13 protein-coding genes and 1 pseudogene are annotated in these 14,304 nt (G+C 63.0%); all 14 read left to right on the top strand.

Annotation, left to right across the window (positions count from 1 at the left end):
* The first annotated feature begins 55 nt into the window (after window positions 1–55).
* A complete protein-coding gene (locus GGR25_RS17260) occupies window positions 56–1,033 on the top strand; it encodes an iron ABC transporter substrate-binding protein (protein WP_246409969.1) in 978 nt (325 codons plus the stop codon).
* Between the two features lie 234 nt (window positions 1,034–1,267).
* Window positions 1,268–2,779, top strand: a complete 1,512-nt coding sequence (locus tag GGR25_RS17255; protein WP_246409880.1) for an ABC transporter permease — start codon at window positions 1,268–1,270, stop codon at window positions 2,777–2,779.
* Window positions 2,776–3,900 (top strand): ATP-binding cassette domain-containing protein, encoded by a 1,125-nt coding sequence (locus GGR25_RS17250; protein ID WP_183400061.1) that lies wholly within the window; start codon window positions 2,776–2,778, stop codon window positions 3,898–3,900. Before GGR25_RS17255 ends, GGR25_RS17250 begins: the two co-directional genes overlap by 4 nt.
* Window positions 3,901–4,021: 121 nt before the next feature.
* On the top strand, window positions 4,022–4,288 hold the full coding sequence (locus GGR25_RS17245; protein ID WP_183400060.1) for a hypothetical protein: 267 nt from the start codon (window positions 4,022–4,024) through the stop codon (window positions 4,286–4,288).
* Between the two features lie 50 nt (window positions 4,289–4,338).
* Window positions 4,339–5,127, top strand: coding sequence for a COG4705 family protein (locus GGR25_RS17240; protein WP_183400059.1), 789 nt, complete (start codon window positions 4,339–4,341; stop codon window positions 5,125–5,127).
* Between the two features lie 100 nt (window positions 5,128–5,227).
* Window positions 5,228–5,902, top strand: a complete 675-nt coding sequence (locus tag GGR25_RS17235; RefSeq protein ID WP_183400058.1) for a winged helix-turn-helix domain-containing protein — start codon at window positions 5,228–5,230, stop codon at window positions 5,900–5,902.
* Window positions 5,892–7,244: a sensor histidine kinase gene (locus tag GGR25_RS17230; protein WP_183400057.1), complete on the top strand. Its 1,353-nt coding sequence runs from the start codon at window positions 5,892–5,894 to the stop codon at window positions 7,242–7,244. Before GGR25_RS17235 ends, GGR25_RS17230 begins: the two co-directional genes overlap by 11 nt.
* A 187-nt stretch (window positions 7,245–7,431) precedes the next feature.
* Window positions 7,432–7,980 carry a hypothetical protein gene (locus tag GGR25_RS17225; RefSeq protein WP_246409877.1) on the top strand — a complete coding sequence of 183 codons (549 nt, stop codon included), beginning with the start codon at window positions 7,432–7,434 and terminating at the stop codon, window positions 7,978–7,980.
* Window position 7,981: 1 nt separating this feature from the next.
* A complete protein-coding gene (locus GGR25_RS17220; protein ID WP_183400055.1) occupies window positions 7,982–8,641 on the top strand; it encodes an ABC transporter ATP-binding protein in 660 nt (219 codons plus the stop codon).
* On the top strand, window positions 8,638–9,327 hold the full coding sequence (locus GGR25_RS17215) for an ABC transporter ATP-binding protein (RefSeq protein WP_183400054.1): 690 nt from the start codon (window positions 8,638–8,640) through the stop codon (window positions 9,325–9,327). The genes GGR25_RS17220 and GGR25_RS17215 overlap by 4 nt, the downstream gene beginning before the upstream one ends.
* Window positions 9,324–11,975, top strand: a complete 2,652-nt coding sequence (locus tag GGR25_RS17210) for an ABC transporter permease (protein ID WP_183400053.1) — start codon at window positions 9,324–9,326, stop codon at window positions 11,973–11,975. Before GGR25_RS17215 ends, GGR25_RS17210 begins: the two co-directional genes overlap by 4 nt.
* Window positions 11,976–12,027: 52 nt before the next feature.
* Complete coding sequence (locus tag GGR25_RS17205; protein ID WP_183400052.1) at window positions 12,028–12,651, top strand: DedA family protein; 624 nt, start codon at window positions 12,028–12,030, stop codon at window positions 12,649–12,651.
* A 126-nt stretch (window positions 12,652–12,777) separates the two neighbouring features.
* Window positions 12,778–13,365 carry a tyrosine-protein phosphatase gene (locus GGR25_RS17200; RefSeq protein ID WP_183400051.1) on the top strand — a complete coding sequence of 196 codons (588 nt, stop codon included), beginning with the start codon at window positions 12,778–12,780 and terminating at the stop codon, window positions 13,363–13,365.
* A 709-nt stretch (window positions 13,366–14,074) separates the two neighbouring features.
* Window positions 14,075–14,209, top strand: a pseudogene (locus tag GGR25_RS25135) (ParB N-terminal domain-containing protein); the annotation flags it as partial.
* Window positions 14,210–14,304 lie beyond the last annotated feature (95 nt).

Below are 14,304 nucleotides of genomic sequence, written 5' to 3'. Positions count from 1 at the left end.
CATGAAAATCATCGCGTTCTCTTTTGCTAGCATCACGGCCATGACGATGGCCCTGATGGCGACCACGGTCACCTCGAACGCAGCAGAGCCTGTCAAGCCGAGCGCGGACGGCATCGTCGTCTACAATGCGCAGCATGAGAGCCTGGCAGAGGCCTGGGCCGCGGCGTTCACCGCCGAGACCGGCATCAAGGTTACTCTCCGCAATGGTGGCGATACAGAATTCGCCAACCAGATCGTTCAGGAAGGCGCGTCGTCGCCCGCAGACGTCTTCCTGACCGAGAATTCGCCTGCCATGGCGCTGGTGGACTCGGCGGGGCTTTTTGCCCCGCTGGACGTCGAGACTCTCGCCGAAGTCCCGGAGAATTTTCGTCCCACCAATGGCAAGTGGACCGGAATCGCGGCGCGCAGCACGGTCTTTGCCTATGACAAGACGAAGCTGACCGAGGACAAGCTGCCGAAATCCCTGCTTGATCTCGCCGATCCGAGCTGGAAGGGCCGCTGGGCCGCGTCGCCGGGTGGCGCGGATTTTCAGGCTATCGTCGCAGCCCTGCTGGAATTGAAGGGCGAAGAGGCGACAGCGGCGTGGTTGAAGGCGATGAAGGAGAACTTCACCGCCTACAAGGGCAACAGCACGGCGATGAAAGCCGTCAATGCGGGCCAGATCGAAGGCGCTGTCATCTATCACTATTACTGGTTCGGCGATCAGGCCAAGACTGGCGAGAATAGCAACAATGTCGCCTTGCACTATTTCCGCAATCAGGACCCGGGCGCGTTCGTCAGCATCTCCGGCGGCGGCGTGCTCGCCTCCAGCAAGCATCCAGCCGAGGCGCAGGCTTTCGTAAAGTGGGTTGCGGGCAAGGGCGGGCAGGAGATCTTGAAGACGGGGACCTCATTCGAATATGCGGTCGGTGTCGGCGCACAATCAAATCTGAAGCTCGTACCTCTGAGCGATCTGCAGGCGCCGAAGGTCGAGCCCTCCAAATTCGACAGCAAGAAGGTAACTGATCTGATGACTGCCGCCGGCATCTTGTAGCCGGCAGCCATTCTGCCAAAGAAGGCCGATTGGCCGGTTGGCCTGCAGCCTTGTGCGGCGTCGACGTCGCGCAAGGCTTTCTTGTTCGAGGTATCCGCTGCCTCGGTCCTGCCGCACCGGCGGCAGGGATGCTTGTGGGACAATGAGATTGGTTGGATGACCGGTTCCACTGAGGTGATGTTGTCGCAGGTGAGTCCGCTCCGGCGCCGCTATCGCGCCGGGCGGCGATGGCCCATGAATTCATGGGCCGGGGTCGCGGCGGCACTCGTCTCCGTCGCGTCGCTGCTGCCGCTTGCCTTCATCATGGGGGTCACGATCCAGACCGGCTGGGCGACGGCGACCGCCATGATATTCCGGCCACGTGTCGGCGAATTGCTCGCCAACACCGTGTTGTTGGTCCTGCTGACCGTCCCGATCTGCATCGTGCTCGCCGTAGCGCTCGCCTGGCTTACAGAGCGCACCGATCTTCCCGGTGCGCGAATCTGGGCCTGGTTCGCTGTCACGCCACTCGCAGTGCCGGCTTTCGTCCAGAGCTATGCATGGGTCAGCCTCGTCCCTAACATCCACGGTCTTGAAGCCGGCGTCCTCATTTCGGTCCTGGCCTATTTTCCGTTTCTCTACCTGCCCGTGGCGGCAACGATGCGCCGGCTCGATCCGGCTTTGGAAGAGGCCGCGGCGGCGCTCGGCGATCCTCCCACCACCATATTTCGCCGCGTGATGCTACCCCAGTTGCGCCTCGCTCTATTGGGCGGCTCTCTCCTCGTCGGGTTGCATCTGCTGGCGGAATACGGGCTGTTCGCCATGATCCGCTTCGACACGTTCACGACCGCGATCGTCGAGCAGTTCCAGTCGACTTTCAACGGCCCGGCCGCGAACATGCTCGCTGGCGTCCTTGTCGTATTCTGCCTCGGGCTGATTGGAATCGAGGCCGGCCTGCGCGGTCGCGCGCGCTATGCGCGTGTCGGCAGCGGCGCAGCGATCCAGCCGCGGCCGGTTCGTCTGGGGTGGGCAACACTGCCGTGCCTGATGCTCCCCGTTGCGGTGTCGGCGCTGGCGCTCGGCGTGCCGGCCCTGACGCTCGGCCGCTGGCTTGCCGCGGGTGGCCTGGACGTATGGCGGCTCGACGCGATCGGCCGCTCACTCGGGCAGACCCTCGTGCTGGCCATCGGAGGAGCCCTCCTCGCGACGCTTTCGGCGATTCCCATGGCCTGGATCGCGATTCGTCGGCCGGGGCCCATTCAACGGCTGCTGGAGGGCTGCAACTATGTCGTCGGATCACTGCCTGGTGTCGTGATCGCCCTTGCCCTGGTCACGGTCACCGTGCGCGTGGCGCTCCCGCTCTACCAGACGCTCATCACGATCCTCGTTGCCTATGCGCTCATGTTCCTACCCCGTGCCTTGGTGAGCCTGCGCGCCAGCATTTCACAGGCGCCCGTCGAACTGGAGCAGGCAGCGGCGAGCCTCGGCAGGTCACCTGCGAGCGCATTCTGGTCAGTCACGCTGCGCCTCGCGGCGCCGGGAGCGGCGGCCAGCATGGCTCTGGTCTCGCTTGGAATCTTCAACGAACTGCCGGCGGCGCAGATGCTGGCGCCCAATGGGACCCGCACGCTGGCTATGGCGTTCTGGGCGTTGAGCGGCGAGCTCGACTATGCGAGCGCGGCGCCCTATGCGCTGATCATGGTCGTCGTCTCTCTGCCATTGACCTGGCTCCTGCATGTGCAGTCGCGGCGGAGTGCAGGGCGGTGAGCTTTCTCGAACTGCGCGCCGTGGAGAAGCGCTACGGAGCAACCCTGGCGCTCGGCGGGATCGACCTCGATCTCGCCGCGGGGAGTCGCACAGCGATCGTCGGGCCTTCCGGATCGGGCAAGACGACGCTGCTTCGGATCATCGCCGGCTTCGAGGCGCCGGATGCGGGGCGCGTCGTTCTCGATGGGACTATGCTGGCCGACGGTCCTCGATCGACGCCGCCACACCGCCGCGACATCGGCATCGTGGCGCAGGATGGAGCTTTGTTTCCGCATCTGAGCGTCGCCGAGAACATAGGCTACGGCCTGTCGCGTCGGTATGTCGGCCGCGATGCCCGCATTCGTGATCTGCTGGCAATGACCGGCCTCGATGCCAGTATCCTGCGGCGACGACCAGACCAACTCTCCGGCGGACAGCAGCAGCGCGTGGCGTTGGCGCGGGCATTGGCGAGGAGCCCGCGCCTGATATTGCTCGACGAACCGTTCTCTGCACTCGACACCGGCCTGCGCGCTCATACCCGTCAGGCCGTATCCGAACTACTGACGGCCGCCGGCATCACGACGATCCTCGTCACGCACGATCAGGCCGAAGCCTTGTCGTTTGCCGATCAGGTTGCGGTCATGCGTCTCGGCCGCCTGCTGCAGATCGGCACACCCCGCCAACTCTACCTGCAGCCGGTCGATCCAATGGTCGCCGAATTCCTGGGTGAGACGATCCGGATCCCGGCCTTGATCCGGCACGGAATCGCCGATTGTGCCCTCGGACGGATCGCTGTCGACGATGATCGGTCAGGCGAGGCAGAGATCATGCTCCGTCCCGAACAATTCGCCATCCAACCTGTCACAGAGCCGGCGGCGCCGGGCGATAACGGAGACGCTCTCGCCGAGGTCATTTCGGTCGACTTCGGCGGCGCCACCTGCACTGCATTGGTACGGCTTCGAACCGGACGAGAGCGGACCGGTGCAGCCAGCAGGACAGACCACGCCATGCTGTTGCGCCTCAGGGTATCGCCGATCGCGCTGCCCGATGTGGGGACGCTGGTCCGTCTCACAGTCGCCGGCCGCGCGCATGTCTTCCCGAAGGATGAGCAAAGCGAACGTCGACCTTACCGATCCGTATAGGATCGGACAGACCCGCGTATGTCGCGGCCTCTACTCGTTGCCCATCGGAAGCGGACGCATGGCGTCGGAAGACTTCCGGAAAGCCTGGCCGTATTCGGCAGGCTGTTTGGGACCTTGCACCATGAAGCAGCTCTTCCGTTCCGCGCTCCTGAGCGCGACTTTCGCCGCCCTGACGATCGCCGCATCCGCTGCCCAGGCCGCGGCACCTGCACCTTGCGAGGACATGCTGAAAGAAGTCCGCGCGGCGGCCGCCACGGCCAAGCTCAGCGACGCCGACAAGGCCAAGGTCGCCGCGCTGCAGGACAAGGGCATCGAGCGTTGCAACGCCGATGACGACAAGCGAGCCGACGACTTCTTCGGCCAGGCCCTCAAGCTGATGGGCAAATAGGCGAGAGCGACGATCGCCGCCCGGTCAATTAGCGCGAGGAAAACACGCCAATGTTTGAGGATTCCAATGCGTCTCCGGTCGCTTATAACCGGGTGCCGGAAGTCACGATCGACTTCTGGCTGATCAAGCTCATGGCCGTGACGGTCGGCGAGACCGCGGCCGACTATCTCGCCGTCAATCTCGGCTGGGGGTTGACGGCCACCTCCCTGATCATGACGGCGGTCTTGCTCGTCGCCATCGCGATCCAGTTCAGCCGGAAGCGCTATGTGCCTTGGAGCTACTGGTTAGCCGTTGTGCTGATCAGTGTCGTCGGCACGCTGATCACCGACAATCTGGTCGACAATTTCGGCGTCACGCTCGAGACGACAACTATCGGCTTCAGCATCGCGCTCGCCGCGACGTTCGTGATCTGGTTCTCCTTCGAGCGGACGCTGTCGATCCATACGATCTTCACGACCCGCCGAGAGATCTTCTATTGGCTGGCGATCCTGTTCACCTTCTCGCTCGGAACATCGGCCGGCGATCTGGTGGCCGAGACGTTCGGCCTCGGCTATTTCGCGACCGGTATCGGGTTCGGCCTCGTCATCGTCGCAATCGCCCTCGCTTACTACGTGTTCCGCGTGAACGGGATAGTTTGCTTCTGGCTGGCCTATATTCTCACGAGACCGCTCGGGGCGTCATTCGGCGATCTGCTCTCCCAGCCCGTCGAATATGGTGGCCTCGGGTTTGGGACGATTGTAACGAGCCTGATGTTCCTCGTCGCCATCGCATTGATCGTCGCCTATATGACGTTCATGAACCGCGAGAGGTCGGTCGAGCCCATGCTGGAGATCGATTAGTCGAGCCTTGGACCACGGAGTGCATACATCGTGGCGGTCGGGAGCGGCCGCCACAACATTTGCCGATGGCCGGCTTCTTCCTGCAAGAGTAGTTTTCAGCATGCGCATTCTCGTCGTGGAAGATGACCGGCCAACTGCTGACTATGTGGCAAGGGGCTTTTCAGAAGCCGGGCACGTCGTGAACGTGGTGGGTGAAGGTCGCAACGCGCTCGCCCATGCACTGCATGAGGTCTACGACGTCATGGTGGTTGACCGGATGCTGCCTGGCCTGGATGGGCTGTCGCTGGTCAAGGCGCTGCGCGCTTCGGGCAATCAGACGCCCATCCTGTTCCTGACAGCGGTCGGCGGCCTCGACGATCGCGTGGACGGGCTGGAGGCTGGCGGTGACGACTATCTGTTGAAGCCGTTCGCCTTTTCCGAACTCATGGCGAGGGTGAACGCGCTGGCACGGCGCCCTCCGACCCAGGCGGAGAAGACCCTCCTGAAGGTAGGCGACCTCGAACTCGACCTGGTTCGGCGAGTGTGCCGGCGCGCTGATCAGCCGATCGATTTGCAGCCGCGCGAATTCGCGCTACTCGAAACTCTCATGCGCAACGAGGGCCGTGTTCTCACGCGAACCATGCTTCTGGAGCGCGTTTGGGATTTTCATTTCGACCCGCATACGAGTGTCGTCGAAACCCATATCAGCCGGCTGCGCAGCAAGATCGATCGCCCATTCGACAAGCCGCTTCTGCATACGATCCGCAACACCGGCTACAGCCTGCATGCGCGTTGATCTCTTCAAGAGCACGCCTTTCCGCCTGACCGTCATACTCGGCGCCGCTTTTCTTTTTGCCCTTCTCGTTGCCGGCGGTATTGCCTTCATCGTCATACGGAACGAACTCGCCGCTCGCGCGGATGCTTCGATCAGCGATACCTATTCCGTGATCCGTCAGTCATTTGGTGACTCCGACATCGCGGATCTCACGGCGCTGGTCCAGAGCCACGCCGACGCCACCGTACGACATGAGCAGGTTTATCTGCTTCGCAACCCGGACGGTACAATTCTGGCTGGGAACATCGTGAGAGCTGAAGTTGGCCAGGGTTGGTCGACGGTCGAAAGCGAAGCTCTGGGATTGGACAACGAGTTCACGTACCGCGTCTTCGTGGGCGATGCGGGCGGCAATGCCATTCTGGTCGGTGTCAGTTCCGCCGAGAGCGATGCGATCGGGTGGCTTGCGCTGGTCAGCTTCGCCTGGGCGGGCGTTGTCTTCCTTGTTCTGGTCGGTGCCGCCGGCCTGATCGTGGCTCGGCGAGGCCAGCGGCGATTGGAAACGATCGCTGGCGTGATGGACAAAGTCGGGCGTGGCGAATTGCATGCGCGCATTCCGATCACGCCAGCGGCGGACGACATCGATCAACTCTCCGGCCAGGTGAATGCGGCGCTCGATCGGTTGCTCGCCCTGGTCGAGGGCATGCGACAGGTCAGCATGGATATCGCTCATGACTTGAAGACGCCGTTGAATCGGCTGGCCATCACGATCGAGGGAGCCATTGCCACAGAGGCGAAGGGCGCATCGGCGGCGACCCTCCTCGCTCAGGCGCAGTCCGAGGGCCGGCAGATCAATGCCACATTCGACGCGCTCCTGCGAATTTCGCAAATCGAGGCAGGGGCCAGGCGGTCGCGCTTCCTCAAGCTGTCCATCGCGCCGGTCCTGCACAACATCTGGGAGGTCTATGCCGACGACGCGGCCGAGCGTGGCCAAAGGCTTGAACTCAGCATCGTGGACAATCTGCCTCCAATCGCCGGGGACCGTGAACTCCTCACGCAGATGGTCGCCAATCTGGTCGAGAATGCCATCCGCCATTGTAGCGAAGGAACGGAAATCCGCATGGCTGCCTTGCTCGCCGGCGATCGCGTCCGGTTCGAGATTTCCGACAATGGGCCGGGTATTCCGCCCGACGAGCGGCAGAGGGTTTTCCAGCGCCTGTATCGGCTCGACAAGAGCCGAACGACACCAGGAACCGGCCTCGGCCTCAGCCTCGTCAAGGCGATAGCGGATCTGCACGGAGCCGCGATCTCGCTGAACGACAACGCGCCGGGACTGCGCGTGCGGATCGATTTCCCAAGGTCTTAATCGCCGGGCTTCGGCTACTTACCGATCCGTAAGTCGGGCGACAGGCCCGCGTGAAGTCGAGCGCAGATGATGGCGACATCAGCTACGGACCAGCGGGACATCGCTCGCAATCTCGCCGGGGTCGTCGCGTCCATCCAAACGCCGAGGTCATCAAATGACTCCGACCTTCCACTCCCGTCGCTTTGCCTTGCTCCTCTCGATCAGCCTGACGCTCGGCGCGCTGCAGCCCTCTCTTCCTGTCCATGCCGAAACAGCCGTTGCTGCTGAGAAGAACCCTCCGGGCGACATACCGGACAGCCAGGTCTTCATCGTCTACTCCGGCCCCTCCGGCGCCTCGATGAAGGTTCCTGAAGGCTGGGCGCGCAAGGACCTGGCGGACGGCGCGCGGTTCTTCGACAAATACAACGCCGTGGAACTCACGATCGGCGGCGCCGCGGTCGCGCCGACGGTCGCGAGCGCTCGCGATGGGGAGGTCGCCGACCTTGTCATGAACGGCCACGCGATCAAGATCATGGCCTTGAAGCCGGTCAAGCTTCCTGGCGGAACCGGAGTCGTCGTCGAATACACGGAGAATTCCGACCCCAACCCGGTAACAAACAAGCAGATCCGGCTTGAGGGGGTCCGCTATCTGATCTTCAGCAACGGCAAGCTGGCTACGCTCGACATGAAAGCGCCGGCCGGCGCGGACAATGTCGACCAGTGGAAGCTCATGGCGACGTCCGTGAGGCTGAAGTGAAATGCCGTCTCTGATCGCCTCTGGCCTCTATCGCTTCTTTCATGACGGCGACAACGAAACGGCGGCGCTTCGCGGGATCGATCTCGCCGTCAATCCCGGTGAATTCGTCGCATTGCTTGGCCCGTCCGGCAGCGGCAAGTCGACTTTGCTCGCGTGCTTGGCCGGCCTCGACGAGCCGGATGGTGGATATGTCGACGTGATGGGGCAGAGGCTCTCGCGCCGCCCGGAAGCGGCGCGAGCCCGGCTGCGCGCCCGACATATCGGCATGCTGATGCAGATGGGAAATCTCGTCGACCATTTGACGGTCGCGCAGAACATCCGATTGCAGCGAAGCCTTGCCGGGCAGAGGGAGCGGGCGCGGCTTCCCGAACTCCTCGCCAGCATCGGGATAGGGGCCCTCGGGGATTCGTTACCTTCGCAGCTTTCCGGAGGAGAGTCGGCCCGCGCCGGCCTCTGCGTCGCGCTGGCCTCCGAACCCTTCATCCTCATCTGCGATGAACCGACGGCCGAGGTCGACGCGGAGACCGAGAAGGACGTGATCACCGTGCTGCGCCAGCATTGCTCGGCGGGCGCTTGCGTCATCGTGGCGACGCACAGCGATGTTCTCGCCCGCGCTGCAAACCGCTGCCTGTCCATCAGAGATGGGAGGCTGGTTGCATGAACAGCGCAGCCCCTCACGCGCCCCTGGTAGACGCGGCCGCGGTTGGACGGATCTTTCGACGCGGATCGGCCGATTTCGTAGCGGTCAAGGCCGCGACGTTCCAGATGTTCGCGGGCGAGACCATCGCGATCATCGGCAGGTCGGGGAGCGGCAAGTCCTCCCTGCTGCACCTCGCCGCCGGCCTGGACCTTCCAAGTTTCGGCAGTATTGATTGGCCTGGTCTCGGGCCGCGAGAGCGCCTGCGCCCAGGGAAGATCGGCATGATGTTCCAGTCTCAGAGCCTCGTCCCATCCCTCGATGTCGTCGAAAACGTGATGCTTCCGTTGGCGCTGCTCGGGGTCCAGAGCGACACGTCGGACCAGGCAATCCGGTCACTCGGTCGTTTCGGAATTAAGGATCTCGTTCGGAAACTCCCCGAAGAATTGTCGGGTGGCCAGGCTCAGCGTGTGTCTCTGGTCCGAGCGCTCATAACCCGTCCACAGCTTGTCATCGCCGATGAACCGACCGGACAGCTCGATCGCGCCTCGGGGTCTGCTCTCATCGACGCGCTGCTCAGTTGGTGCTCCGAAACCAATGCGGCGTTGATCCTGGCAACCCACGATCTCGAGATAGCCGCGCGGATGAAGCGCCAGTGGCGCATGGACCATGGTGCTCTGACGCTGGACAATGCGGCTGCAACGACATGACCCTCATTTGGATATTGGGCTTGTTTCGAACTCGTCTCGGCCGATTCGCCGGCTTCATCGCCGGGCTCGCCATGACCGTGACCTTGGTGGCCTCGCTCGGTTTGTTCATGCAAGACAGCTCCGCCAGCATGACGGCTCGCGCCATCAAAGCCGTCCCGGTGGACTGGCAGGTGGAACTTGTCCCAGGCGCGGACGCCGCGATGGTCGAGGACGCCATTGGCAAGGCCGCGTCGGTTCGGACGGTCAAGACGGTGGGCTACGCACGGATCGACGGTCTCGAGTTCGTCGGTGGCACGGTCCAGACGACCGGCGAAGGCAAGGTGGTCGGCCTCGATCCGAGTTATCTCACGACATTCCCGCAGGGACCCCGGCTATTGGCAGGCAGCTTCAACGGGGCCGTATTGCTGCAGCAGACGGCCGCCAATCTGCATGCCGGCCCCGGCGACACCATCACGCTGCATCGTCTGGGTCTCCCGGACGCAACGACGAGGGTCTCGGGGGTGGTCGACCTCCAGAATGCAGACAGCTTTTTTCAGGCCATCGGTGTCCCGCCGGGTGCCGCGCCGCAGGCGCCGCCGGACAACGCGATTCTTCTGCCTTTCATCGAATGGCAGGCACTATTCGCACCGCAAGCCGAAACGCGCCCCGACAGTGTTCGCCTGCAACTCCATGCCGGGCTTGATCGCACGAAACTGCCGGCTGATCCGAACGACGCCTATGCCGCGAGCCTTCAGCAGGGGCATAATTTCGAATCCCGCGTTGCCGGCTCCGCACTGCTCGCCAACAATATCGCCGCCCGGCTCGACGCGGCGCGTGGCGATGCTCTCTATGCGCGCGTGCTCTTCTTTTTCCTCGGCGCTCCCGGCATTGCATTGGCGGCGCTCCTGTCGATTGCCATTGCCGCTTCGGGCAGCGATCGCAGGAGGAGAGATCAATCATTGCTCCGGTTACGCGGCGCGCCAATCGCCACGATCCTCCGCTTTGCGGCCGCAGAGGCAGTCGCCTTGGGTTTCGGCGGCGTCGTGATCGGATGGCTTCTCGCTGAGATGCTGACGCGTCTACTGTTCGGCCTTACCCTGCTTTCGCCCGAAGGCGCCGTTTGGGCGCTTGGGCCGGGGCTGGTCGGTTTTGCGCTGGCGATCGCCGCTATCCTGATACCCGCTTGGCAAACCGCGCGGTCGCTGTCCGTCCTCTCGGCACGACGGTCCATAGGTCAGGCCCGGCGCCCACTCTGGCGGTCAGTCTGGCTTGACGCGATCCTTCTCGCCATCGCAGCCCTCATCTTCTGGCGGACTGCGTCGACCGGCTACCAGGTTGTGCTCGCGACGGAAGGAGTCGCTGCGACGGCTGTCGACTACAACGCTTTTCTCGCGCCGGTCCTGCTCTGGATGGGCGCCGGGCTGTTGACATTGCGACTCGTCGACGGGTGTCTGGATCGGGGCCGCGCCGCACTCGAGGGGATTCTGGCTCCCTTGGCAGGACCGGTTGCCGGAGCCGTGGCGGCTTCGATCCGCCGCCAGCGTCGCAGACTCGCCAGTGGTGTGGCTCTTACCGCCCTTGCCTTTGCCTTCGCCAGTTCCACGGCGATCTTCAACACGACCTATCAGGCGCAGGCGCGCGTCGACGCCGAACTCACCAACGGCGCAGACGTCACCGTGACCGGCAGCAGCGCTGCGCCGGCCGGATTGAAGCTCGACGAACTAGCCAGGATACCCGGTGTCGCCGCAATTCAAGCGATGCAGCATCGTTATGCCTATGTCGGCAACGATCTCCAGGATCTCTATGGCATTGATCCCGGCACAATCGGGACGGCGACGACCATGTCGGATGCCTTCTTCGCAGGTCGTGGAGCAACCGCCGCGCTGAGGAGGCTGAGCGAAACGCCGGCCGGTGTCCTAGTTTCGGACGAGACGGTCACCGACTACCAGCTCAATCTGGGCGACACACTCAATCTTCGGCTTCAAGGAGCGGACCATCAGTATCATGTCGTCCCCTTTGTCTTCATCGGCGTGGTGCGCGAATTCCCGACGGCTCCGCGCGACAGCTTTCTGGTCGCCAACGCGGCCTATATCGCGAAGATGACGGGTCTGCCGGCGCGCGAAATCATCCTGATGCGTGCATCCGGCGATATGGCGGCCGTCGAGAAAGCCGCGCTCGCTATCACGGATGGATTGCCGGGCATCCAGGTCAGAAGCCTTGCCGAGGCGACCCATCTGATCGGCTCGAGTCTCACCGCCGTCGACCTTTCGGGTCTGACCCGGCTCGAACTCACTTTGGCAGTACTGATGGTGGTTGGTTCGACTGGCCTCGTCCTGGCACTCGGTCTCGCCGATCGGCGTCGGAGTTTCGCGGTTCTGACTGTGCTCGGCGCGAGACATCGCGATCTGGCGGCCTTCATCTGGAGTGAAGGAGCCATTCTTCTGGCTTCAGGTGCGCTGATCGGAACGGCGACAGGCCTTCTGGTTGCATGGATCCTGATCAAGGTTCTGTCGGGAGTCTTCGATCCGCCACCAGAGGCGATCTCGGTGCCATTCGGCTATCTGGCGATCATGTTCCTGATCTCATTGGTCGCGACATCGCTGGCAACGGCCAATGCGCTGCGGGACGCTGGCGTCGACGCGATCCAGAGGATCAAGGAGTTCTCATGATTCCCCCTCGCGTAACCGTTGTGAGCGCCAACCGGCGGGCGCGAGCGATAGGATGAGCGGCTGGATCCATCTCGTCGTCGGCTTCGTCGGCCATCATGCCGATTGGGCAATGGCGCTGGTATTTCTGACGGCCATGGCGGAATCGCTCGCTATTGTCGGTCTGTTCATTCCCGGTACCGCCATCCTTGTCGGCGTTGGTTCGATCGCGGGCCTCGGCGGGCTCGGCCTTTGGCCCGTCGTCCTGTCTGCGATCCTGGGGGCCATCGTCGGCGATGGAATCTCCTATTGGCTCGGCCACACCTACAAGGATCACATCCGCACATTTTGGCCGTTCGACCGGCGGCCGGGTCTGCTCCTGTCCGGGGAGGCCTATTTCCGCAGCCACGGAGCGAAGAGCGTCTTCCTCGGCCGCTTCGTCCCGGCGGTCCGGGCCATCGTGCCGCTCGTCGCGGGCATCACCGGCATGAAGCCGGGTCGCTTCTATATCGCCAATGTCCTCTCCGCGCTGGCCTGGGGGCCGGCGCATATCCTGCCGGGAGCAGCCATTGGTCTGTCGCTTGACGCCTTTGGCTGGCCATCCGGGCCGCTCGTCTGGACCGTGCTGGGCGTGACCATCGCTCTGATGCTCTTCGGCTGGCTCTATTGGTGGAGCCACTCGCGGCGCGGCAGCGGCTGACCCACTCGGGCTTCCTTTATGGTGAGGAAGTCCAGCCACGCGTCTCATTCAGGCCTAAGCCTTGCCGATGATTCAATCGGTTGGGAGAGCTGGTCTGGGTCCGAACGGTGACGGTGAATTGGTGAGATGACGGCGATCAGAATATCCACTTGGCGTCGGCACCGTACGGCAATTGCCTTGGCGGCGATGGTGGCGCTCGCACCGGCGATCGGCATGGGCGCGTGGGCTGTTGGAATCCAACTCGTCGGAAATGTGCACGTCGTTGCGCCGGGACAACTCTATCGATCGGCCCAACTTGACGGCGAGGATCTGACGGAAGTCATCCGCGACTACAACGTCCGGACTGTGGTCAATCTGCGCGGCCGCAACGACGGGCTGCCCTGGTACGACGACGAAATCAAGGTCAGCGCCGCTGCCGACGCGGCTCATGTCGATATCCGCATGTCAGCCAAGGACGAACCCGATGACGCGCTGATATCCGAACTGGTCAGGGTCCTCCGAGACGCGCAGAAGCCGATATTGGTGCATTGCCACAGCGGGTCGGATCGGACAGGCCTCGCCGCGGCGCTCTACGAGTTCGTGGTCGAAGGGAAGCCTGCCGACGAGGCAGCGGGCCAACTGTCCTTCTTCTACGGCCATTTTCCATGGTTCGGCAGCCGAACAGCGGCAATGGACGGGGCGTTCGAGCGGCTCGTGTCGCGGGAGAAGTCCTGAGCTCCGCGTCGCCACTACGACCGGCTTCTCGCACCGCAGCATATGCTACCGGCAAGGACAGCGAACATTCAGCCGAGGAGCGGGAGCATCGTCGACGCGAGGCGGCGGGCAAGAGATCGTCAACAATAATGGCGCCACGATCAGAGCCAGATCGTAGGCGGTGAAGGTAAGGATGGATCGGTGATTGAAAGTTCCAGCGAAGACGCAGGTGAAGCGTCATGTGCTTTCGACAATCCGGAGCTTAAAACTTCTAGTTCGTCACGTTGGCGATTGCCGTAGCAGATGCTCGTCAGCCCTATCGAAAGCGCGTTGCCAATGGCGGTGGGCGGACAGATATTCTCCTGCGCGACGTATCTTGCGTTCGGGTTTGACGCCGGGTGGCGGCCCACAGCACTTTGGAAGCGCCCCGATCTTGAGGTGATCAGCCAGCCATTGAATCAGGTGATTCGGTCTCCGGGGGCAGTATGGCTTCATGGTAGTGGCGCTTCGGGTGCTCCCACAGCGCGTCGGCGGTGGGCCTTTCGACGCTTCTTGACCATTCAAGATCTCTCAAACACCTCTTAGTTAACTCTTAGAACCTCTTTCAAAGCGCAGTCTGTGGTTAGCGGGTGTTCGCGTTGTTTCCACTTGTGTTTTGTCGATTCGTTCTCATCCTGTTCCCATGCGTGGCGACCGATCTGGCCGTCCGAGTTTGTCAGGAAGGACGAGAATGGGAGCCTCCTACCCCTCGATCGAGGTCATGCCGATCGCGTCGCTGCGACCCTATTCGGGTAATGCACGAACACACTCAAGACGACAGGTCCGGCAGATCGCCGACAGCATTGAGCGGTTTGGGTTCACCAACGCGGCCTCGCCGGCATCGAGTATCTCGCGCATGTGACGCCAGTCCATGCAGACAAAGGCGATGGCGCCGTCCTTGGCAACGCGGGCTGCATTCGA

The organism is Kaistia hirudinis, from assembly GCF_014196455.1.
Classification (GTDB): Bacteria; Pseudomonadota; Alphaproteobacteria; order Rhizobiales; family Kaistiaceae; genus Kaistia; species Kaistia hirudinis.
Note: the sequence above shows the minus strand (reverse complement) of the source record. Positions and strands in the feature narration are given on the sequence as shown.